Annotated in this window: 15 protein-coding genes, 1 tRNA gene, 1 other RNA gene and 1 pseudogene; 6 read left to right on the plus strand and 12 right to left on the minus strand. The window is 73.0% G+C overall.

Annotated elements, in window-relative coordinates; translation table 11 throughout:
* Positions 1 to 69: 69 nt before the first annotated feature.
* From OG272_RS24190 to ffs, 5 genes are all read right to left on the minus strand, one after another.
* Complete coding sequence (locus tag OG272_RS24190; RefSeq protein ID WP_405894820.1) at positions 70 to 1,578, minus strand: N,N-dimethylformamidase beta subunit family domain-containing protein; 1,509 nt, start codon at positions 1,576 to 1,578, stop codon at positions 70 to 72.
* A 304-nt stretch (positions 1,579 to 1,882) separates the two neighbouring features.
* The gene (locus tag OG272_RS24195; RefSeq protein WP_405896069.1) at positions 1,883 to 4,105 is read right to left on the minus strand and encodes a hypothetical protein; all 2,223 of its coding nucleotides are present in this window, start codon (positions 4,103 to 4,105) and stop codon (positions 1,883 to 1,885) included.
* A 555-nt stretch (positions 4,106 to 4,660) separates the two neighbouring features.
* On the minus strand, positions 4,661 to 5,914 hold the full coding sequence (purD, locus tag OG272_RS24200) for a phosphoribosylamine--glycine ligase (RefSeq protein ID WP_326581117.1): 1,254 nt from the start codon (positions 5,912 to 5,914) through the stop codon (positions 4,661 to 4,663).
* A gap of 408 nt (positions 5,915 to 6,322) precedes the next feature.
* Positions 6,323 to 8,848, minus strand: coding sequence for a DNA polymerase III subunit gamma and tau (locus OG272_RS24205; protein WP_327728882.1), 2,526 nt, complete (start codon positions 8,846 to 8,848; stop codon positions 6,323 to 6,325).
* Between the two features lie 158 nt (positions 8,849 to 9,006).
* Positions 9,007 to 9,097: signal recognition particle sRNA small type (gene ffs, locus OG272_RS24210), an RNA gene on the minus strand.
* 122 nt (positions 9,098 to 9,219) lie between these two features.
* On the opposite strand from ffs, the gene OG272_RS24215 reads away from it, so the two are divergent.
* Positions 9,220 to 9,307, plus strand: a tRNA-Ser gene (locus OG272_RS24215).
* Between the two features lie 62 nt (positions 9,308 to 9,369).
* Here OG272_RS24215 and OG272_RS24220 read toward each other — a convergent pair.
* From OG272_RS24220 to OG272_RS24235, 4 genes and pseudogenes are all read right to left on the minus strand, one after another.
* Positions 9,370 to 9,528 (minus strand): annotated as a pseudogene (locus OG272_RS24220) (site-specific integrase); the annotation flags it as partial.
* Positions 9,529 to 9,743: 215 nt separating this feature from the next.
* Positions 9,744 to 10,145: a PIN domain-containing protein gene (locus OG272_RS24225; RefSeq protein ID WP_326581113.1), complete on the minus strand. Its 402-nt coding sequence runs from the start codon at positions 10,143 to 10,145 to the stop codon at positions 9,744 to 9,746.
* Positions 10,142 to 10,390 carry a hypothetical protein gene (locus OG272_RS24230; RefSeq protein WP_327728881.1) on the minus strand — a complete coding sequence of 83 codons (249 nt, stop codon included), beginning with the start codon at positions 10,388 to 10,390 and terminating at the stop codon, positions 10,142 to 10,144. Before OG272_RS24230 ends, OG272_RS24225 begins: the two co-directional genes overlap by 4 nt.
* 127 nt (positions 10,391 to 10,517) lie before the next feature.
* The gene (locus OG272_RS24235) at positions 10,518 to 10,829 is read right to left on the minus strand and encodes a hypothetical protein (protein WP_405894823.1); all 312 of its coding nucleotides are present in this window, start codon (positions 10,827 to 10,829) and stop codon (positions 10,518 to 10,520) included.
* A 265-nt stretch (positions 10,830 to 11,094) separates the two neighbouring features.
* Here OG272_RS24235 and OG272_RS24240 point away from each other — a divergent pair, with 265 nt between their 5' ends.
* Together OG272_RS24240 and OG272_RS24245 are read left to right on the plus strand one after the other, a co-directional pair.
* Complete coding sequence (locus OG272_RS24240) at positions 11,095 to 13,941, plus strand: DEAD/DEAH box helicase (RefSeq protein WP_405896070.1); 2,847 nt, start codon at positions 11,095 to 11,097, stop codon at positions 13,939 to 13,941.
* Positions 13,938 to 15,173 carry an SWIM zinc finger family protein gene (locus OG272_RS24245; RefSeq protein ID WP_405894825.1) on the plus strand — a complete coding sequence of 412 codons (1,236 nt, stop codon included), beginning with the start codon at positions 13,938 to 13,940 and terminating at the stop codon, positions 15,171 to 15,173. Before OG272_RS24240 ends, OG272_RS24245 begins: the two co-directional genes overlap by 4 nt.
* Before the next feature lie 300 nt (positions 15,174 to 15,473).
* Here the strand turns inward: OG272_RS24245 and OG272_RS24250 are convergent, their stop codons facing one another.
* Entirely contained in the window at positions 15,474 to 15,917 is a 444-nt protein-coding gene (locus OG272_RS24250) for a hypothetical protein (protein WP_327728877.1), read from the minus strand.
* Between the two features lie 956 nt (positions 15,918 to 16,873).
* On the opposite strand from OG272_RS24250, the gene OG272_RS24255 reads away from it, so the two are divergent.
* Complete coding sequence (locus OG272_RS24255) at positions 16,874 to 17,359, plus strand: TrkA C-terminal domain-containing protein (protein ID WP_328223574.1); 486 nt, start codon at positions 16,874 to 16,876, stop codon at positions 17,357 to 17,359.
* A gap of 103 nt (positions 17,360 to 17,462) precedes the next feature.
* Complete coding sequence (locus OG272_RS24260) at positions 17,463 to 18,785, plus strand: cation:proton antiporter (protein ID WP_327732184.1); 1,323 nt, start codon at positions 17,463 to 17,465, stop codon at positions 18,783 to 18,785.
* A gap of 242 nt (positions 18,786 to 19,027) precedes the next feature.
* Here OG272_RS24260 and OG272_RS24265 read toward each other — a convergent pair whose 3' ends face one another.
* The gene (locus tag OG272_RS24265) at positions 19,028 to 19,546 is read right to left on the minus strand and encodes a pyridoxamine 5'-phosphate oxidase family protein (RefSeq protein WP_405894827.1); all 519 of its coding nucleotides are present in this window, start codon (positions 19,544 to 19,546) and stop codon (positions 19,028 to 19,030) included.
* 48 nt (positions 19,547 to 19,594) lie between these two features.
* On the minus strand, positions 19,595 to 20,506 hold the full coding sequence (locus tag OG272_RS24270) for an NAD(P)-dependent oxidoreductase (RefSeq protein ID WP_327728875.1): 912 nt from the start codon (positions 20,504 to 20,506) through the stop codon (positions 19,595 to 19,597).
* A gap of 386 nt (positions 20,507 to 20,892) precedes the next feature.
* Here OG272_RS24270 and OG272_RS24275 point away from each other — a divergent pair, with 386 nt between their 5' ends.
* Positions 20,893 to 21,876 (plus strand): TauD/TfdA family dioxygenase, encoded by a 984-nt coding sequence (locus tag OG272_RS24275; protein ID WP_328223575.1) that lies wholly within the window; start codon positions 20,893 to 20,895, stop codon positions 21,874 to 21,876.
* Positions 21,877 to 21,937: the final 61 nt, after the last annotated feature.

The following is a 21,937-nucleotide window of genomic DNA, read 5'->3' on the forward strand; positions in this document are numbered from 1 at the left end:
GATGTCCAAGTGGCTCGATTCTCCCGTATGCGGGCAACCGATCTTGGCCAGGGGTCGTGCCGACTGGGCTCAGTCGCGTTTGCAGATGCGGTCCAGAAGGTTTGCGGTGGCTCGCTGGACACGGGTGTCGACGTGGCCCGGACGGTCCAGGGCCGGGGACCAGGCGAACGTCCCGGACGCGAAGACCCAGGCACCGGACGGGGCGCGGTACAGCGACGTCTCCTGATGGCGGACGGTGTCGTGGGCGTCCCGGTACGGGGAGTGGGCCAGGAGTATGCGGCCCTGGTGCTCGGGGAGCGGGGTGCGGGGGAAGTAGCGGTCGGCCTCGCCGGCGACCATGCCCTCCAGCTCGTCGTTCTCGTGGGCGCCGGTCGCGTCCCAGAGCCAGTGGTCGGCGTTGCGCACGACCAGGGGGTGGGGGTCGGGGACCCGGCCCTCGTACTGGATGCCCATCAACTGCTGCTCGGGGCGGTCGATTTCGCGCCACAGTGCGGATTTACCGGGGCCCCGGCGTTTTCGGCAGGTGAGGAGGCGGTCGGGGACCCCGGACGGGGACGGGCTCAGCTCCACCTGCCAGTACATGGTGTTGGAGGAGAGGAAGACCAGCGAGGTGCCGCTGTCGCGGGCGAGCTCGGCGGTGCGGCGCATCTGCGGTGACCAGTACTCGTCGTGGCCCGGGAAGACCAGCCCCCGGTAGCGGGACGGGTCGACACGGCCGGAGTGCAGGTCGCGGGCGTCGGCGTAGGCGAGGTCGTAGCCGTAGCGCTCGGCCCAGCGGATGAAGTCGTAGGCGTGACCCACATGCAGGGGGAGGCCGGCGCCGGCGTACGGACGGTCGAAGGAGACGGTCGTCGCGGCGTCGGACTCGCCGAGCAGCCGGCCGTCCTCGTCCCAGGCGTGGTAGAGGCTGGCGCCGGTGCGGCCGTCCTCCGGATACAGGTTGTACGCCTGCCAGGTGATGTCCGGGAGCAGGAGCAGCAGGTCGGCCGGGCGGTCGTCGCGGATGGTGAACGGCACGTGGGAGCGGTAGCCGTCGGCGGTGGTCAGGACCGCGACATACGCGCCGGTGTTCCAGTAGCTCGGGATCTGCAGCCGCCAGGAGAGCCACCAGTGATGGCAGGAGACCGTGCGGTCGGCGGTGAGGGGCGGGGGCTGGACGATGCCGGAGAGCCGGGGGCTGGTGGTGATCTTCGCCGCCCCGTCGCCGCTGTAGTGCCCGATGCGGTAGACGTCGACGCCGAATTCCTGCGGCGGGTCCACGGTGATGTGGAAGTCGATGGACTGGCCGGGCGCGGCGGCACCGGTCGCCGTGAACCCTTTGATCTGCCGCCGCACGTCGTCGGCGGAGCGGGGGCCCGCCGGGGTGCGGGGGGCGGGGACGCGGGCGCGGGTGCCTTTGGCCGCGGCGTCGGACTCGGGCGGGCCCGGCTCCACGTACCAGGGGACCACGTGGCCGGTGTCGTCGAAGTACGTCACATTGCCCCGCAGCCAGGGGACGGGGCCCTGGCCGAAGGGGTCCGTCACGGCGTGGGCGAGTGCGCCCGACTCCCAACGGCGGATGTGGTGCTCCGGGCTCATGAGTGGTCCCTCCCTCGTCCCCGTGAGCTGTCGCAAGCCCTTGCTACGTACGCGATCGGTCCCAGCACATCACATTACGCACGCACTCCGTCACCGTTCGTTGCGAATGGGCGAGAGTGGAACGGTGAGCTCCGGATGGGGAGTTGGGAGAGCGGGAGTGAGCCGGGGTCCGGTTGTGGATGGTCGGCGGTGGGTGCGGGTTGTTGTGGCTGGTCGGAGGCTGGTCGTGGGCTGGTTCGGGGCCGGGGGCACGGTCGGCCCGGCGAGGCGGGGCGGCGCGGGGCGTGGTGGTGGTCGGTCGCGCTCAGACCAGGCGGACGGGCTTCTCCGGGCGGACGCCGAGGCGGCGGAGCCAGTCCCGGAGAGGGACGGGGTCGCCGTCCTCCACGAGGGTCAGGACCCGGGGGGCGAGGTCGGCCGTCCGTTCGCCGTCGACGAGCAGGGAGGGGCCGTCCAGCCAGTCCAGGCCCGGGGCGGCGCCCGCCGTGTCCATCGCCGCGCAGCAGACCATCGCGGTGACGTGCTCGGTCAGCAGCTCACGGCCCGTCCGGGGCGGCTGCATCGGGAACAGCGGCAACAGCCCGTCGTCCCACAGCGCCAGGTCCGGTCCCTGCGCCTCGGCTCCGCCGCCCGCGCCGGCCACGGCGGCCGGGGCCGCCGCCTCCTCCCGCGCCAGCTCGGCGGTCAGAGCGGCGGCGAGATCGGCGGACTGGGCGTTCACGAGACCGGGTTCGTCGTCGTCATCGGCGTCGTCAGGACGGGATATGTGCTGCCGGTCCGGTTCCTGGGCGGGGTTGTGCGCGTGCTCGCGGTCCTGCGGGGCGGCGGGGGCTTCGGAGAGCGGCCCGGTGGTGCCCCCGGGGTGCGGCTCGTGTGTGGTCGCGTCGGCATCCGGCCGGTGCCCGTCGACGGCCTCGGGGAACGGCTCGCGCCCGCCGACGGCTCCGGGGCGCGGCTCGTGCGTGGTCGCGTCGGCATCCGGCCGGTGCTCGTCCGCGGCCTCGGGGAACGGCTCGCGCCCGCCGACGGCTCCGGGGCGCGGCTCATGGCCGGTGGCGACACCCGAGTGCCGCTCGTGCCCTTCGGGGGCGTGGGTCCGGGCTGTGGGTGCGTGTGCCAGGTGGTTCAGCACTCGGGCGAGGGTGGGGCCGGTGGGGTCGCGGCTCGGGTCGGTCGTCGTGTGGTGGACGCCCAGGGTGTCGAGGACGCGGTGGAGGCGGGCGGCGTCGGTGCGCCACTTGCGGTCGACGACCTCGTCCGGGTACTCGTGCCAGTCGACCGGTGACCAGTCGGGGCCGGACTCGGCGGGGCCGCCGTGGAAGAGGCGGGCGGCGAGAAGCGACGCGGCCTCGTCGACCGTGCCGGGCTCTTCGAGGAGGTCGCAGGCGGGGCGCTCGCCGAGCCGGGAGGCGAAGCCCTCGGCCAGACGGTCGCGGCGGGACAGCTCCGTGAGCGCGGCGACGACACCCGCGTCCAGGCGGGACGGCCAGCGGCCCATCCGCCAGGCGGGCAGCGCGACCCGGGTGAGAAGGCGGTCCCAGCCCGCGTAGGCCAGGCCGACCTGCTCCTGGGCGACAATCCGCAGACCGTAGTCCACAGCCTGTGCACGCTCGGCCGCCGCGGCGGCGACCCCGCGCTCCATCTCGGCCGCGTGCCCCCGGCAGCCGCGCAGGAGCAGCCGGGTCACCCAGCCGACACCGCCCAGCACCGTACGGAAGAGCGGGCCGCGCGTCGGCGACGAGGTGACGGCCACTGCGGCGTCCAGCCCACGGACGAAACGGCGGGCCGCGGCTATGTCCGGGTGCGCCGACGGTCCCGTACCCGCGACGACCGGTGCCAGCACCGCTCGTAGCTCACCGACCCGCATCCACCACAGGAACGGCGAGCCGATGACGAGCACCGGGGCGGTGGGCGCACGGTGCCGCCGGGGGGAGGAGAGTCCGGACTCCAGACCGGATTGCGGACCGGACTGCAATCCGGATCGCGGACCGGATCGCGGGTCCGGCGAAGAGCCGTGGGCGCTCGCCCTCTCGTCGGACCGTTCGCCGTCGGCGAGGCCGGTACCGCTGTCGGCCGCGTCGGCCCCGGTGGTCGAGGACTGCTTGGCGGGTGTGGTGTGGGACGGGTGGGTGCGGTCCTCCAGCCAGCTGTCGCAGTCCGGGGTGAGCGCTATCGCGGAGGGGGGCGGGACGTCGAGGCGGTCGGCCAGATCCCGGACCAGGCGGTAGAGATCGGGGGCGGCCTCCTCGGTGATCGAGACCGTGGGGCTCATGGCGGGCCGGGCGCGGGCCACGACGAGCGCGATGCCGGCGGTGGCGAGCAGCACGACGGCGGCGAGGCCGGACACGACCCAGCCTGCCGTCGACCAGCCCCGGCCGGTCAGATGACCGGTCGACCCGCCGACGAGCAGGACGACGGCGACGGCCGCGGGCAGCAATGCCACGGCCAGCGCCCTGCTGCGGACACGCAGCACAGCGAGGGCCCGGGAGCGCGCGGCCTGCGCGCCCGCCTCCTCACCACCTGCCATACCGGTCACGACCCGACGTCACCCCCTGCTGTCCTGTGCGGCGCACGGCGCGACGACTGCGACGACTGCTCGTCGAAGTGGTCGCCGCCGCATGCCCTGACGTTGCTCACTCCCCCACTGTGGCACCCACCACTGACATCGCAATGCCGGTGGGCCAAGTGCCGGAACACTTGCGCCGCACCCTAGTTGGGGCCCCGGCCGCCGTCAGCCGGATGGGCCATCGCTCACTCGATCGAATGGCTTTGGGGAGAGGTGAATGACGCTGGGCACGGATTGGGCCCCGGATTCCGACGGCTTTTCCAGGGGTTCCTGGGGGAGTCTCCGAGGGCTTCCGGGGCCTGGGGTTCGTACCCCTTTACGTGTGGATGCGTACGGAAAGGGCGACGCGTACGAAAGGGAGTGGAGGGTTGTGGAGGGGCCTGGAGGGGCCTGGAGGGGGGTGGGAGGTCACGGTCGCGCGGCCGGACTGAAATGGTCCGCCGGGTCCGTCGAGCGCACCCCACCCCACCCCTGCCGGACGACCGTGTGGCCCTCGGGCGACCGGCCGTCAGTCGGTCACGCCTCGGCTGCCGCCTTCGCCGCGATGTCCGCACGGTGCTGGGAACCGTCGAGGCCGATGCGGGCGACGGCGGTGTAGGCACGGTCGCGGGCCTGGGTGAGGTCCTTGCCGCTGGCCGTGACGGAGAGGACGCGGCCGCCGGCGCTGACGATCTCGTCGCCGGCGCGCTTGGTGCCGGCGTGCAGGACGTACGCGTGCGGGGCGTCCACCGCGGCGACCTCGTCGAGGCCGGTGATGGGGTCGCCGGTGCGCGGCGTGCCGGGGTAGTTGTGCGAGGCCACGACCACGGTGACGGCCGCGTCGCCGCTCCAACGGAGGGGTTCGAGGTCGCCGAGGGTGCCGTTGGCGGCGGCGAGCAGGACACCGGCCAGCGGCGTCCTGAGGCGGGCGAGGACGACCTGGGTCTCCGGGTCACCGAACCGGGCGTTGAACTCGATCACCCGTACGCCGCGGCTGGTGATCGCCAGGCCCGCGTAGAGCAGGCCGGAGAACGGGGTGCCGCGGCGCCGCATCTCGTCGACCGTCGGCTGCAGCACGGTCTCCAGGACCTCGTCGACCAGCTTCGGGTCGGCCCAGGGGAGCGGCGAGTACGCGCCCATGCCGCCGGTGTTGGGGCCCTCGTCGCCGTCCAGCGCGCGCTTGAAGTCCTGCGCGGGCTGGAGCGGGACGACGGTCACACCGTCGGTGATCGCGAAGAGGGAGACCTCGGGGCCGTCCAGGAACTCCTCGATGACGACCCGGCCGCAGGCGAGCGCGTGCTCGCGGGCCTGGGCGAGGTCCGACGTCACGACGACGCCCTTGCCGGCCGCGAGCCCGTCGTCCTTCACGACGTACGGCGCGCCGAACGCGTCCAGGGCCTCGTCGATCTCCTCGGCGGTGGTGCAGACGTACGACCGCGCGGTGGGCACGCCGGCCCCGGCCATGACCTCCTTGGCGAAGGCCTTGGAGCCCTCCAGCTGCGCGGCCTCCCCGGAGGGACCGAACACGGGGATGCCCGCCTCGCGCACGGCGTCGGCGACACCCGCGACCAGCGGGGCCTCCGGCCCCACGACCACGAGGTCGGCCTCCAGCCGCGTGGCCAGCGCGGTCACGGCGGCGCCGTCCAGCGCGTCGACCGAGTGCAACTCGGCCACCTCCGCGATGCCCGCGTTGCCGGGAGCGCAGTGGAGTGCGGTGACATCGGGGTCGAGGGACAGCGAGCGGCACAGCGCGTGCTCACGAGCACCGGTACCAATGACGAGGACGTTCACGGGGGCCAGCCTAGCCGGAGGGGGCGGGTGGCTTTGTGGGGGCTTCCAAAGAGTGGGACGGCGGGGGGTTGTCGGATCGTACGAAGGAGGGAGGGGAGGGGAAGGGAGGGGAAGGGAAGGTTGGGGAGGGGATCGGGGGCTGAGGGCGGAAGAGCGCGGACAGCGGCGGATGAACGGGGCCCTGCGGCAGCGCAGTCCGCAACCCGCGACGAGTTAGCCGAAGCGGGACTGGGCGCGGCGTCGGCGAACCCCGGCTCCGCGCCCCCCATGTCGGCGAAGCGCCGACCGCACCGCAGCGTCAGCCGGGACCCCGCCGCGAGTCTCACGGCGGCACTCCCGCCCCGCTCCTCTCCCCGCTCGCTCTTCCTCGCCCGCTCGCGGCGCGCGTGCTCGCGGCGCGCGTGCTCGCTACTCGTTCACGATCTCTTCCACCACCGTCGCCCCGAGTTCGCGCACGATCAGGTCGTGGCCGGAGAGGGCGGACTCGTCGAGGTCGGGGTCGTCGTCCTCGGGGGTGTCGTCCTCGGGGGAGACGGGCGGGGGTTCGGGGGCCGGGGGCGGTGCCGGGGCGACGGGACGGGCGGTCGGGGTCGACTGGTGGGACGCCGCCGGGCCCGGGGAGGCCGGGCGGGATGACGGAGCCGAGTCCTGGGGCCCGGCGGGGCGTGACGCCGGGGCGGGGGAGCCGCCGTAGCCACCGCCCGCGCCACCACCGCCGTATCCGCCACCGCCCGCGCCACCACCGCCGCCGTATCCGCCGGCGGCCGGAGCGGGAGACCCGTAACCGCCGGGGGCGCCCGGTGATGCCGAGCCGCCCGACGTGTCGATGACCGCCTCGATCTTCCAGTGGACGTTGAACTGCTCGGCCAGGGCCGCCCGCAGTACGTCCTCGCTGCCGCTGCTCGCGAAGTTGTCCCGGGCGCCCGCGTTGACGAAGCCGATCTGGAGGGTCGTGCCGTCGAACCCGGCAACGTGCGCGTTCTGGCTGAGCAGGATCCAGGTGAAACGGCGGCGGTTCTTCACCGTCTCCAGGATGTTCGGCCAGAGCGTGCGGGGGTCGGGTCCGCCGGGGGCGGGGTGGTAGGCGGCGGGGGCCTGGGCAGGCGCCGGAGGGCCGGGCTGGGCGTACGCCGGGGGCGGGCCCGAGGCGGCGGGCGCGGCCGGGCCGGGGGCGGACGCGGCCGGGGCCCCGGGTGCGGAGCCACCACCGGTGGGCGCGGCGGTCGGCCATCCGCCGGGCCGGCGCCCGCTGCCCGCGGCGGCCGGGGTGGGCCAGGAGCCGGGGGCGGAGCCGCCGGGCGCGGCGGCGGGCGCGTTGGGGTGGGGAGGGGGCGTGGAGCTCGCGCCCGGGTGGGCGGGCGGCGCGGCCGGAGCACCGGGCGCGGCGGCCGGGGCGATCGGTGCCTCCTGCGGGGCGGCCGGAGGCACCCCCGCAGGACCACCGCCGCCCGGGCCCGCCGGCCCGCCGACGGCGCCCCCGGCACCGTACGCATCCGCACCCGGGCCCGAAGCCGACGCGGAGCCTGCACCACCGGCACCCGGACCACCACCTGGCGCACCTGTCGCTCCGCCGCCTGAGCCAGAGCCCGGCCCGCGAACCGCTGCCCGCGCCGCCGCGGGCCCACCACCCGGCGGCACCTGCGCGACGTTCGGAACCTGCGGAACGTGCGGAACCTGTGGGGCCTGCGGGGCCATGCCCATGGGCGGGGCCGCTCCCCCATGCGCGTCGGGCCCGGGCACGTACCCCATGGCCGGTCCGGCGCCGCCGGAGAAGTTGATCCCGCGCTCCAGGCGGTCCAGGCGGGCCATGACGGATCGTTCGTCGCCGTAGGTCGCGGGGAGGAGTACGCGGGCGCAGATCAGTTCGAGCTGGAGGCGGGGCGAGTTGGCGCCGCGCATCTCGGTGAGGCCTTCGTTGACGAGGTCGGCGGCGCGGCTGAGCTCGGCGGCGCCGAAGACGCCGGCCTGGGCCTGCATCCGCTCCAGGACCTCGGCGGGGGCGTCGATGAGGCCCTTGTCGATGGCGTCGGGCACGGCGGCGAGGATCACCAGATCCCGCAGCCGCTCCAGCAGGTCGGCGACGAACCGCCGCGGATCGTTGCCGCGCTCGATCACGTGGTCGACGACGTCGAAGGCGGCGGCCCCGTCCCCCGAGGCGAAGGCCTCGACGACCGAGTCGAGCAACGACCCGTCGGTGTATCCGAGCAGCGACGTGGCCATGGCGTAGGTCACGCCCTCCTCCGTCGCGCCCGCCAGCAGCTGGTCCATGACGGACATCGAGTCACGCACGGAGCCGGCTCCGGCGCGCACGACCAGCGGGAGGACACCCTCCTCGACCGGGATCTTCTCCTTGCCGCAGACCTCGCCGAGGTACTCCCGCAGCGTGCCGGGCGGCACCAGCCGGAACGGATAGTGGTGCGTACGCGACCGGATCGTGCCGATGACCTTCTCGGGCTCGGTGGTCGCGAAGATGAACTTGAGGTGCTCCGGCGGCTCCTCGACGACCTTCAGCAACGCGTTGAAACCGGCCGACGTGACCATGTGGGCCTCGTCGATGATGTAGATCTTGTACCGGCTGCCCGCGGGCCCGAAGAAGGCCTTCTCCCGCAGCTCACGGGCGTCGTCCACACCACCGTGCGAGGCCGCGTCGATCTCGATGACGTCGATCGACCCCGGTCCGTTCCGTGCCAGGTCCTGGCAGGACTGGCACTCTCCGCACGGCGTCGGCGTGGGCCCCTGCTCGCAGTTCAGACACCGGGCGAGAATCCGCGCACTGGTCGTCTTCCCGCACCCACGCGGCCCGCTGAACAGGTACGCGTGATTGACCCGGTTGTTCCGCAGCGCCTGCTGCAGCGGGTCGGTGACATGCTCCTGCCCGATGACCTCGGCGAACGACTCCGGGCGATAGCGGCGGTACAGCGCGAGAGACGACACGCCTACGAGGTTATAGGCGCCCACTGACAACACGGACCCCCGCCGGAGACCAGGACCGAAGGGGCAGCAGAGCGCGGACCGCCTCCCGGCCGTCGCTCGCCCGCCCCTCGCCATGCCCCGCGGTCGGCCTCAGGCCGTGCGCGGGGCTCTGGGACGCAGAAGACCCCCCACGCACCCGCCAGAGCCAACCTACCCTTGCTGCCTTCCGGCCCTGGGGGAGTTCAGTCAGATAGCGCCGCGTGAGGGGCTGGCCCCAGCCTACCCGATCCCCGGGGCCCGCCGACCCGCCTCCCCACCTCCCCCTCCCGCCCGGATCACCCGGCCTCGAACGAGTTCGCAACCACCCTCCACCGTCATGTAATGTTCCCGGCGGAGGATTCGCCTAGAGGCCTAGGGCGCACGCTTGGAAAGCGTGTTGGGGGCAACCCCTCACGAGTTCGAATCTCGTATCCTCCGCCAGTGCCTCACCGGGCACGATGTCGAAGGGCCCCACCGTTCGCGGTGGGGCCCTTCGACGGTTCTCAGCCCTCGTTGTCCTGGTTTTTGTCCACAGCGGGTGTCTCCGGGGTTCCCCGGATGGCATCGGCGATCTTCCGGGCAGCGTCCTTGAGCATGGCGTCCGGCACGTGGAGGTACCGGGCCCGCATGCTTGCGGACGTTCCCGGCTCCCATCCCATGACCAGAGCTTTACCGAGGGGTCCGGACGCGGCGCTTCTCCACCCTCATTTCGTGCCGTTACGACCCGGAAACACTCGAAGTGCTGGAGAGTCGACGCGTCACTCAGTCATCCCCCGCATCCGTCGATGCCTTATTCACCCATCACGGGTTGGTCTGCGGCGACTCTGGTCTCGGCGGATCCACGCGGACTGTCCATGCTCCCGGGACGATGTCGCGGTCATAGCCCGATCATCCGGACCTTGCTGCCGCACAGCCGGGTCATGTCATCGACATCCGACGTGAGGATGGCGACCGGGCCAGGCTGACGCAAGGCCGCTTCCGCGACGGTGGCGTCGATCGCGTACTTGTGTCCGTGCAGACCGGCGCCCTTGAGCAGTTGGGCCGCCGCCTTGGCCGCCGCCTCCGTGATCGGCTCCACCTTGACCCGGGAGAGCGCCCATTGCAGTCGGGGCAGGTCCACCCTGGCGTGGCTCACCTCCACGATGGTGTTGGCGCTGACGACAAGGTCCGCCCCCATGTCATGGAACACCTGGAACATCGCCAGAACCTTCCGGTCCTGCGCCACCCAGGCCGACAGTCCCTCGCTGTCCAGGACCACGGTCTCCATGTGCCCGCTCACGCGGCGCTCGCGCCGCCGGCGGCCGACGTCGTACCGAAGACGCGCGCCCGCGCCTCGGCCAGCTCTTCCTCGCTGAAGGCCCCGTGCTCGTCCGTGTGGCTGCGCAGGTCGGCCCCCAGGAGCTGGTGCCGGATCTGCCTGGCGACCGCTTCGGCGACGTAGCCGGAGATGTTGTCCGTGATCTTCTTCAGCTCCGCCACCTGCTCGGCGGGGAGTGTCACCGTGATGCGCGTGGTGTCAGCCATAGCCGCAAGCATACTGCGGTATGCGCGGTACGTGCTGTCTGTTCCCGCAGCCGGTCCGGTCAGCGGCAGTCGGCGCGACTGTCCGTTCGAGCAGGGGCTCAGCCGGCCAGTTGTACGACGCGCCGGTTCAGCGGGCCCAGGAGCGGTATGCCTCGATCCACTGCCAGCCCTCGGGGGCGGGTTCCGGCAGCTGCAGGTCCAGAATTCCGATGTCCTGTCGGACCGGCCCCCGGGCGCAGCGTGCGACCATGCGTCCGTCCTCGACCAGATCGACACCGACCACGCTCACCTCGACGCCGAGAACAGTCGTGGTGAAGGGCACAGCAAGGCTCTCCTCGATCATCGTGAAGAAGCCGGTGAGCTGCTCATCCTCGCCGTAGGCGTCGACGGTGGCCTCTTCGATCAACGCCTCCAGCGCGGCTGGGGTCCAGGTGCTCATGACCTCACCGTAGCGCTGCACCGTACGGCTGAGGACCGGTGTGTTCAGCAGCGGCGTTTCCGTCGTGGCGCCGTCGCCGGCAGTCAAGCCAAGGCTCGCGGTTGCCAGTGTGTGACGTTGCCTGGTGGGGTTCGGTAGTGAGGCGGCCCAGGGGAGGGCCCGGCGAGCGACAGGGCGGAAGAGAGTGGCACGAGTCGTCGTACGAGAGCCGAGTACGGGCGCGAGGAGCACACCGCCGCTGGCCCGGCAGGAGACATCCGCCTTCGTGAGGGAGCTGCTCGGCGCCGGCTGGGCGGCGGTGTTCCTGCCCGGTGAGCCCGCCCGCCTTGGGCGCCTCCTGCTGTGGAGGCCGACCGGGGCAGCAGCCGGAGACAGTACGGTGCCCACCGGCCTTGAGACCGAGGCGGTGGAGTTGGTCCTGCCGCACGGCCGCTCGGTCAGGCGGCGCAGGGTCGAGGGTTACGCGTTGCCTGTCGCCGTCGCTGTCTCCGCCCTGGTCAATGCGGAGCCGACGCATCCCTCGGGCGCCGCCTGGCAGGCCGCCACTCGCTTCGCGCTGCGGCTGCTCGCCGACGGCCGCCTCCACCCGGCCCTCACCCCCGCCGGTTACGACACCTGGCAGGTGGGTCCCCTCACCGCCGCCCAGCGCCGGACGCTGGACGCCCTGGCCGCCGCCTTCCCGCCACACGCCCACTGCCTGCCCGAGCCTGGCCCTGCTCCGGTACGGATCGCCGAACCGGCTGCGCTGGTACGCCAGTTCTGCGACGCGGTCGCCGATGATCTGGTCCGTACGCCGGCCGCGCCGCTCGCCATGGGAGCGCTGCCGTACGCCTGGCGCGAGGCCCGCGCCGTGCCCACCTTGCGTGAATGGGCCGAGGAAACCCAGGCGGCGCTCACCGCCGACGTCAGTGTCTCCCTGCGCGTCGACGTACCCGAAGGACGCCGACGGCAGTTCCGGGCCGTCCTGCAACTGCACACCGCGGCGGACCCGGCGCTCGTCATCGAGGCCGCACGACTCTGGAGCGAGCCGACCGAAGTGGAGCGGCTGCTCGGCCCACGCGCCGAGACCGAGACCCTTCTCGCCCTGCGCCGCGGCGCCCGCGCCTGGCCCCCGCTGCGGAGGCTGCTCGACGATGCCGCTCCCGATCAGCTCCGGCTGACCGACGACGAAGCCTTCGATCTCCTTGGGGACGCCACGGACGCGCTGCGCGCGGCCGGTGTCGACGTGCACTGGCCGCGCGACCTGGTCAAGGCGCTCACCGCGACCGCGGAGATCGGGCAGCGCACCGCCCCCGGTTCCGCCGCGGGCGGCCTGCTGGACACCGAGGCCCTCCTCGACTTCCGCTGGCAGGTCTCCCTTGGCGGCGAGCCGCTCACCGAGGCCGAGATGGATGCTCTCGCAGAGTCACGCCGTCCCCTCGTCCGGCTTCGCGACCAGTGGGTGGTCGCCGACCCGAAGCTGGTGGCCCGCGCCAAGCGCCGCCGAATGGAACCGCTCACCCCCATGGAGGCGTTGAGCGCCGCGCTGACCGGCGAGGCCGAGCGAAGCGAGATGGGGGTCCCCCCGGCCGGAGGCTGGGGGAGGGACGGTGACCGGGTCCCCTGTGCGGCGGTCGGTGCGCTCGGCGACCTGGTCGCTCGTATCCGCGACCCCGAGTCCCGCACCCTCGTGCCCCAGCCCGCCGCCCTCAAGGCCACGTTGCGCGAGTACCAGAAGCGGGGCCTGGCCTGGCTGGCCGAGATGTGCGCACTCGGCCTCGGCGGCTGTCTCGCCGACGACATGGGCCTGGGCAAGACCATCACCTTGCTCGCTCTGCACCTGCACCGCCAGAACGACCCCACCACCGCGGGCCCCACCCTTGTCGTCTGCCCGGCCTCCCTGCTCGGCAACTGGCAGCGCGAGGCCGCCAGATTCGCACCGCTCACCCCCGTACGCCGTTACCACGGCGGCGACCGACACCTGGGGGACCTGGCCGGCGACGAGATCGTCCTGGTCACCTACGGGGTGCTGCGCCGCGACCGCGAAGTGCTCGCCGAGACAGCCTGGTCGCTGGTGGCCGCCGACGAGGCCCAGCACGTCAAGAACCCCTACGCCGTCACCGCCCGCGAACTGCGTGCCCTGCCCGCCCGCGCCCGCGTCGCTCTCACCGGCACCCCCGTGGAGAACAACCTCTCCGAGCTGTGGGCCCTGCTCGACTGGACCACCCCCGGGCTCCTCGGCTCACTCACCGCCTTCCGTGACCGGCATGCCCGCGCCATCGAGGCGGGCGAGGATCCCGAGGCAGCCGAGCGCCTGTCCCGTCTCGTACGTCCCTTCCTGTTGCGCCGCAAGAAGTCCGACCCCGGCATCGCGCCCGAACTGCCGCCCAAGACCGAGACCGACCACGTCGTCCCGCTGACGGCCGAGCAGACCAGCCTGTACGAGGCACAGGTCCGCGAGACCATGGCGAAGATCGCGGAGTCGGAGGGCATCGCCCGACGCGGTCTGGTGCTCAAGCTGCTCACCGCGCTGAAGCAGATCTGCAACCACCCCGCCCAGTATTTGAAAGAGCACAGCCTGCGCCGGTCCACTCCCCTGCGGGGCCGCTCCGGCAAGCTCGACCTGCTCGACGAACTTCTCGACACCATCACCGCCGAAGGCGAATCCGTGCTGGTCTTCACGCAGTACAAACAGATGGCGGCTCTGCTGGAGAAGCATCTCGCCGAGCGAGGCGTCCCCACTCTCTTCCTGCACGGTGCCACCCCCGTCACGCGGCGCGAGGAGATGGTGGACCGCTTCCAGCGCGGTGAAGTGCCGGTGTTCCTGCTGTCGTTGAAGGCGGCGGGCACCGGACTCAATCTCACCCGCGCCACTCACGTCGTGCACTACGACCGCTGGTGGAACCCGGCCGTCGAGGACCAGGCCACCGACCGCGCCTACCGCATCGGCCAGGACAAACCCGTCCAGGTACACAAACTCCTGGCGGAGGGAACCGTGGAGGACAAGGTGGCGAAGCTGCTCGAAGCCAAGCGCGCCCTCGCCGACGCCGTCGTCGGCTCCGGCGAGGCAGCCCTGACCGAACTGTCCGACGCCGACCTCGCCGAACTCGTCGCCCTGGGAAGGCGGTCATGAGCCCCGCTGTCCCCGGCCCGCGCCGGGCGCCCACCCGCGGCAGGCGAGCCTTCGCCGCGACCTGGTGGGGCCAGGCATGGGTGGCCGCCCTGGAGGACTCCACCCTGGACGCCGGACGGCTCTCGCGCGGACGCACCTACGCCCGCAAGGGCATGGTCGGCCCGGTCACCGTCGCTCCGGGCAAGGTCAGTGCCGCTGTCCAGGGCAGCCGCCCGCGCCCGTACCGCTCCTCGGTCCACCTGCCCGTCCTCACCGACCCTCAGTGGGACACCCTGCTCGACACGATCGCGGCCCGCGCCGGACATCTCGCAGCACTTCTCGACGACGAGATGCCCGCCGAACTCGTGGACGACGCCCGGCACGCGGGCGTCCCACTGCTCCCCCTGCCCACCGAGCTCGATCCGGAGTGCTCCTGCCCCGACTGGGGATACCCCTGCAAGCACGCCGCCGCGCTCTGCTACGCCATCGCCGCCACCATCGACACCGACCCGTTCGTGCTCTTCGCGCTGCGCGGCCGCGGTCGCGAGGAGGTCTTCGCCCAGCTGCGCGCACTCCGTACGGCAGCACAGGAGACCGCCGCCCCACCGGCACCGGCCGGTATCCCGGCCGCCGCCGCGTACGCCCACTGGGCCGAAGAGCCCCCCGCACTGCCCGAACTCCCGGAACCCGCCGCCCACACCACAGCACTGCCCGTCGCCCCGCCATCCGGCACCGGCCTGGCCGCCGCGGACCTCGAACGCCTCATGGCCGACGTCACCGTGCGCGCCGCCCGGCTCCTCGCGGGCGACACCGCCGACCTGCACCTGACCCAGCACCAGGACGCCGTCCGCATCGCCGCAAACAACCCCGGACCCGAGTGGTTCCACCACCTGATCCAGAACACCGGCACCAAACCCACTGCCTTCGCACGCCTCACCCGCGCCTGGCGCCACGGCGGCCCCACGGGCATCACCGTCGCCGAACAGCCCTACGCCCCCGACCCGACGGTGATGAAGGCCGCCCGCACCGCCCTGGACGCGGCCCTCGCCGAGATGACCGACTCCCCCACACACCTCAGAGCCTGGCGCAATCGACTCACCCTCACCCACCACGGCATCCAGCTGCGTCTGGGCCCCGACGCCCGCTGGTACCCCTACCTCCAGGACGACGACGGCGAATGGTGGCCCGCGGCACCAGCCGACACTGACCCGGTCATCGCGCTCACCTCGGCCTGGTCGCAGAACGGGGAGTAAGGAGGCGGCCCCCCGCTGACCAGGAACCACGAGCAGAAGCTGGACACACTCGGTCGGGGGTTGCCTTGCGGGCCGCCGACCCGTCGGCCTGCGGGGCGTCCCGCCCATGCGCAGAGCGAGTACGTCACGTCACCCTCACGACGCGAGCCGGGTCTCGGTTCCCGTCTCGGTTCGTGCTCGGGAGCGCCCGCTGGGCACGGCGCGCGGGGCCTGGACGCCACATCAGACGTCACCCCAGGGCGCCGGCGCGGCGGTCGGCTGGGCGGTCGGCTGGGCGGTGCGCAGTCGGGGCGGGGCCGTTCAGGGGCCGGGTGGCCAGTCGGTGGCGTCTCCGGGGGATGGGGGGCGGGCCGTGCTGAGGCGGCGGTAGGCGGCGCGGGCCTGGAGGAGGCGGGCGAGGGCGGTGCCGGTGAGGGCGGCGGTGAGGAGGCAGACGAGCCAGAAGGTGTCGCGGGGGTTGGTCCAGGTGAGGACGCCTGCGGGCGGGATCGCGAAGCCGTTGAGGAAGAGCCAGCACAGGGCTGCCGTGCCCGGGGCCGCGGTGAAGCGGGCGTACCCGCCGAGGAGTGCGGAGAGCAGGGACAGCGCGGCCAGGGCCGGACCGGGGCGGTCCGTGCCGACCAGCGCGTTGTGGAGGGCCACCAACGCCATCGCGCCCCCGAAGGCCGTGGCCCACACCAACGGGGTGGCCACCGGCTGGGGGACGGGGCGGGGGCCGCTCCCCAGAGACACCCACTGGATCACGGGCACGCTCCGGGGGTCTTGGGGGCCCGCGGTCCGGGGGATGTGGGGCCTGCGCAGGTCGAGGGTCGTTCGGGGGCGGAGGAGCGTCGGAGAGGTGAGGGGCGTCGGAGAGGTGAGGGGCGTCGGAGAGGTGAGGGGCGTCGGAGAGGTGAGGGGTGTCCGCGAGGCGAGGATCGTCTGGGGAGCGAGAGTCCTTTGGGGACCGAGCTTCCTTCGGAGGGCGAGGACCCTTCAGGGACCGAGGATCCTTCGAGGGCCGAGCGTCGGCCGAGGACCGAGCATCGTCCGAGGACCGAGCGTCGGCCGAGGACCGAGCGTCGGCCGAGGACCGAGCATCGTCCGAGGACCGAGCGTCGGCCGAGGACCGAGCGTCGGCCGAGGACCGAGCATCGTCCGAGGACCGAGCGTCGGCCGAGGACCGAGCGTCGGCCGAGGACCGAGCATCGTCCAGGGCTCGCCGGGCCTTCCGCTCCCGGGGGAATCGGTATCCCCTCGGTGTGGGGCTTGAGGTCATCCGCGCCATGGCTTGTGAGGGCGACCGCTCCGCGGCTCGCGGAGGCACCCGCCCAACGGGCCGTCGGAGCGCCCGCGTCGCGGCGGGCCGTGGGAGCGCCCGCGCGGGAGTTCGTCGGGACGTTCGCTTCGCGGAGCGTCGGGGCGGCCGGTTCGTTGGAGGTCGGGGTGTCCGTGCCTCGGGCCGTCAGGGGGTTCGCCGGGTGGCGGGCCGTCAGGGGGTTCGCCGGGTGGGTTGTGGGGGCACCCATGGGGATCATGGTGGTGGTTCCTTTCGGTCATCCCGCGGTGCCGGGGCGGGGTGGGGCCGGTCCGGGTCGAGTTGAAGGGGGATTGTTCCACCGGGGCGCAGACCCGGCGGCCTGCGGCCGGATTTCGGGGTCTCGTTAGGGTGGCACCGACGGTTGTCCGATGACATATCCGAATCAGACAGGGGGCCAGCCGTGGGTGCTCCGCGCCTCAGCAGTACGCCGTTGCCCGGCATCGGGGTCCGCTACGACCTCACGACGAGGGAGCAGCGGCGGATTTCGGTGGTCGCCCATCGGGACGGCGCACGGACGTTGAGCGCGTACCGGCAGGACGACCCGGACGCGTGCGCGCTGTCGGTGCGGCTGACGTCGGGAGAGGCGACCGCCCTCGTCGACGCGCTGGCGCCGGACCACCACAGCCCGACCCTTTTGTCCACCACGGAGTTGGGGCTGGTCGCCGAGCGGATCGAGCTGGCGTCGACGTCGCACTGGAACGGGCGGGTACTGGGCGACACCCGGATGCGGACCGAGACGGGCGCGTCCATCGTGGCCGTCCTGCGGCGGGCCGAGGCGATTCCGTCGCCGACTCCGGACTTCCGGCTGGCCGGCGGTGACACGCTCATCGTGATCGGCACCCGGGAGGGTGTGGAGGCGGCCGCCGCGACTCTCGGGCGGGAGTGAGCGGTTCATGTACGTCTCCGCTCAGTCCGTCGGACAGTCGGCCGGGGAGTCTGTCGTGCGGTTCGCCGGGGAGTCCGTGGTGGGCTCCGCCGGGGAGTCCGTGATGCGGTCCGCCGGGGAGTTCCTCGCCGAGTCGTCCGCCACTCACTCCTCCGCCGTCTTTCTGGTCGAGTTCGGCGCGATCATCCTCGGGCTGGGGCTGCTGGGGCGGTTCGCCGGACGCTTCCGGTTGTCGCCCATACCGCTGTATCTGCTGGCCGGGCTGGCCTTCGGGGAGGGCGGGCTGCTGCCGCTGGGGACGAGTGAGGAGTTCGTGGCGATCGGCGCCGAGATCGGCGTGATCCTGCTGCTGCTCATGCTCGGGCTGGAGTACACGGCGAGTGATCTCGTCTCCAACCTCAAGACCCAGTACCCGGCCGGACTCGTCGACGCCGCCCTCAACGCCCTGCCCGGTGCCGCCATGGCGCTGCTGCTCGGCTGGGGTCCCGTCGCCGCCGTCGTGCTCGCCGGCGTCACCTGGATCTCGTCGTCCGGCGTCATCGCCAAGGTGCTCGGCGATCTCGGGCGGCTGGGCAACCGGGAGACGCCCGTCGTGCTCAGCATCCTGGTCCTCGAAGACCTCTCCATGGCCGTCTATCTGCCGATCGTCACCGCGCTGTTGGCCGGGGTCGGTCTGGCGGCGGGCAGTGCGACGCTGGCCGTCGCGCTCGGTACGGCCGGGGTCGTCCTGCTGGTGGCGGTGCGGTACGGGCGGCACATATCCCGGTTCGTCTCCAGCGACGATCCCGAGAAGCTGCTGCTCGTCGTGCTGGGGGTGACGCTCGTCGTCGCCGGGCTCGCGCAGCAGTTGCAGGTGTCGGCGGCCGTGGGTGCGTTCCTGGTGGGCATCGCGCTGTCGGGTGAGGTCGCCGAGGGCGCGCACAGTCTGCTGGCGCCGTTGCGGGACCTGTTCGCCGCCGTGTTCTTCGTCTTCTTCGGGCTGCACACCGATCCCGCCAGCATTCCGCCCGTGCTCCTGCCCGCGCTCGTCCTGGCCGTCGTCACCGCCCTGACGAAGATCGCCACCGGGTACTGGGCCGCGCGCCGGGCCGGGATCTCCGCCAAGGGGCGCTGGCGCGCGGGCGGGACGCTGGTCGCCCGCGGCGAGTTCTCCATCGTCATCGCCGGCCTCGCCGTCACCGCCGGCATCGAACCGTCCCTCGGGCCGCTGGCCACGGCGTACGTCCTCATCCTGGTGATCGCCGGGCCGCTGACCGCGCGGTGGACCGAGCCGGTGGCGATGTGGGTGACGGGCCGACGGCTACGCGGGCACGCGGCAGCCGGCCCGGGAGAGGGCGGCACGCCGCCGACGGCTTCGGCGGCTTCAGCGGGAGCGGCGGGAGCGCACGAGGCGCTGGACGGGCAGGGTGCCGCCGACCGGACCTGAGGGACACAGTCGGGCGGCGTGAGGGGCGCGGCCGACCAGGCATGAGGGCCGTGGTCGGGCAGGCATGAGGGCCGTGGTCGGGCAGGCATGAAGGGGCGTGGTCGGGCAGGCATGAAGGGGCGTGGTCGGGCGGGGCAGCGCGCGCGAGCAGGGCGGTAGGTCCGGGCAGGTTCGTACGTCCGAGTCACCGCGACGGCCACGGCGGCGGAGGCGGAGGCGGGCTCGGTCGGCGTTTCCGGTGCTCACTGAGCCGTACCGGCCAACAGCCAGCGCCGTACGGGGACTTCGAGCAGTACGCGGGTCTCGCCCGGCCGGTGGGGTGCGGTGACGTCCCAGCCGTACTTCGCGGCGAAGGCCTCCGTGACGTCCGCGAGGTCCGCGAGGTCCGCCGGGAACGGGCCGCGCCGCACCACCGCCGTACCCTCCGCCACGACCGGGGACCCGCCGTCCTCCAGAGCCAAGGACACCCGCGCGAACCTCTCGATGTTCCGGACCTTGACCGACCCCCCGTCCGCGCCGATCCACCAGCTGCCCCGCAGGAACACGAACCACACCGGCGTCACATGCGGTGCCCCGTCCGGCCGCACGGTGCAGAGCCAGACGTTCTTCTCCGCGGTCAGCCGATCGCGTACGGCGGCGTCGGGCGGGACGGCACCGGGCCGGGCGGCGGCCGATGTGCCGTCGACCGGGGAAACCGGGGAGCCGTGCACGAGGGAGCCGTGCACCGGGGTGCCGTCGACCGGGTCGGCCGCATCACCCATGCGCGCCCCATCCCTCAACCTCGCCCTCGCCCTCGCCCTCGCCCTCGCCTAGACCCCACCCTCGCCCCCGCCCTCGACCCCGCCCTCGTCGAAGCTGGCGAAGTACGCGGCGGCCATGTCCTCGTCGGCGTGGCCCTGGGCGGCGGCGCGGGTGAGGCGGTCGGCGCCGGCGGCGGCCACGTCGAGGCGTACGCCGTGCCGCTGTCCGGCCTCGACGATCAGGCGGGCGTCCTTGGCGGCGGTGGAGACGGCGAAGGAGGCCGGGGAGAGGCGGCCGTCGAGGATGAGCGCGGACTTGGCGCGCAGATAGCCCATGTCGAGCGGGCCACCCTCGATGATCTCGAAGAAGGACTGCGGGTCGACGCCGAGGGCCTGGGAGAGGGCCAGGACCTCCCCGGCCGCGTTGGTGGCGGCGAGCACCCAGCTGTTGGCCACCAGCTTGAGCCGGGTCGCGGTGCCCGCCGCGCCGTCCTCGCCGGTCCAGACGGTCCGGGCGCCGACGGCGTCGAAGACGGGGGTGACCGTCTCCCGCCCCGCGACCGGCCCCGCGGCCAGCACCGTCAGCTGTCCCGCCTCCGCCGGCTGCCGCGTGCCGAGGACCGGGGCGTCGTAGAAGACCAGTCCGTGTTCGCCGGCCAGCGCGGCCAGTTCGGCGACGGTCTCGAGACCGGTCGTGGTGGACTGGACCCATGCCGTGCCCGGGCTCAGCGCGGGCGCCGCCTCGCGCATCACGTCCCGGGCGGCGGCCCCGTCGTACAGCACCGTGAGCACCACATCGGCGCCCCGCACGGCCTCGGCCGGGCTCTCGGCGATCTGCGCACCGTCGGCGGCGAGCGGCTCGGCCTTCTCCCGGGTGCGGTTCCACACCCGTACGGCGTGACCGGAACGGACGAGGTTGCGGGCCATCGCGGCCCCCATGATGCCGGTACCCAGGACACTTACGGTGAGCTTGTCGGTCATGACGTCAACTTCCTGCCGCGTACAGTGCGTTGGCAGTTTCGCAGCCCGGTGCGGGCTCGGGGGTGCTACGACACCGGGCGGCGCGCCCGCTCGAACCCGCTCGGATTCGCTCGGGTTCGCTCGGGTTCGCTCGGGTTCGCTCGGGTTCGCTCGGGTTCGCTTGCCGCGTGGGGGTCGGTGGCGGGCGGTCGTTCAGGACACTTTCCCGGTCGGACCGCATGCACGGACGGCACCGTGGGAAGACCGGGCCACGAAAGCCGGACCGCAACCGTCAAGGCACACAGCACCCGGCATCCAGCCCCAGCCCAGCCCCAGCACCCAGCACCCAGCACCCAGCACGACAAGCGATACAAGCGATACAAGCGACCGGCGTCGAAGGGCGAGCGATGAGCATCGACACGAACACGTCCCCGTCCTCGGAGGGACCCACGGGCGGCCTCGACGTGCGGCCGGCCTCCGGGCACATCGGCGCCGACATCCACGGCGTGGACCTCGCCGCCCCGCTCGACGACAGGACCGTCGCCGGTATCCGCGCGGCGCTGCTCCGCTGGAAGGTCGTGTTCTTCCGGGAGCAGAAGCTGGACCACGCCGGTCAGATCGCGTTCGCGCGCCGCTTCGGCGAACCGATCCGGCTGCGTTCGCGGGGTTCGGTCTCACCCGCCGGACACCCCGAGATCGAGACGACGGCCGACCGCCAGGAGCTGGGCCGCAAGCACGGCATGGACCAGGCCGAATGGCTGGAGCGCCGCCGCCACTCCACCCTCCGCGGCTGGCACGCCGACCACACCGCGCGCATCGACCCGCCCGCCCTGACGCTGCTCCGCGCCGAACGCGTGCCCCCGTACGGCGGCGACACCACCTGGGCCAACCTCGCCAGCGCCTACGCGGGCCTGTCCGAGCCGGTGCGCCGGTTCGCCGACGGACTGCGCGCCGAGCACCGCCTCGGCGTCGGCTACCTCGCCCGCTCCGGCCCCGACCCCTACCTCCGTCACCTCCAGGACCACCAGGTCGCGTCCGTCCACCCGGTCGTCCGCGTCCACCCCGAGACCGGCGAACGGATCCTGTACGTCAACCCGTACTACGTCGAGAACATCGTCGACGTCACCCGGGCCGAGAGCCGGCTGCTCCTGGAGATGTTCGTCGAGCAGATCACCCGTCCCGAGTACACGGTCCGTTTGCGGTGGGAGCCGGGTTCGGTGGCCCTCTGGGACAACCGCGCCACCGTCCACCTCGCCCCCAACGACACCGCCCATCTGGACTTCCCGCGCATCATGCACCGTGTCATGGTCGCCGGGGACCCGCCCGTCGGCGTCGACGGCACCCCGTCGAAGTCGCTCTGCGGCACGCCGCTGCACGACCGGAGCGAGTAGCCCCCGGCGAACGGGTGGTCAGGTCGCCGAGCCCGGGTAAGTGCCGAGCCCGGGTAAGTGC

It is taken from the genome of Streptomyces sp. NBC_00104 (assembly GCF_045160825.1).
Taxonomy (GTDB): Bacteria; Actinomycetota; Actinomycetes; order Streptomycetales; family Streptomycetaceae; genus Streptomyces.

Coding starts and splice junctions, on each gene's coding strand:
- OG272_RS24190 (WP_405894820.1), bottom strand. CDS start 1,578: ATGAGCCCGGAGCACCACATCCGCCGTTGGGAGTCGGGCGCACTCGCC.
- OG272_RS24195 (WP_405896069.1), bottom strand. CDS start 4,105: ATGGCAGGTGGTGAGGAGGCGGGCGCGCAGGCCGCGCGCTCCCGGGCC.
- OG272_RS24230 (WP_327728881.1), bottom strand. CDS start 10,390: ATGGCTGACACCACGCGCATCACGGTGACACTCCCCGCCGAGCAGGTG.
- OG272_RS24235 (WP_405894823.1), bottom strand. CDS start 10,829: ATGAGCACCTGGACCCCAGCCGCGCTGGAGGCGTTGATCGAAGAGGCC.
- OG272_RS24245 (WP_405894825.1), top strand. CDS start 13,938: ATGAGCCCCGCTGTCCCCGGCCCGCGCCGGGCGCCCACCCGCGGCAGG.
- OG272_RS24260 (WP_327732184.1), top strand. CDS start 17,463: ATGCGGTCCGCCGGGGAGTTCCTCGCCGAGTCGTCCGCCACTCACTCC.
- OG272_RS24265 (WP_405894827.1), bottom strand. CDS start 19,546: ATGGGTGATGCGGCCGACCCGGTCGACGGCACCCCGGTGCACGGCTCC.
- OG272_RS24270 (WP_327728875.1), bottom strand. CDS start 20,506: ATGACCGACAAGCTCACCGTAAGTGTCCTGGGTACCGGCATCATGGGG.
- OG272_RS24275 (WP_328223575.1), top strand. CDS start 20,893: ATGAGCATCGACACGAACACGTCCCCGTCCTCGGAGGGACCCACGGGC.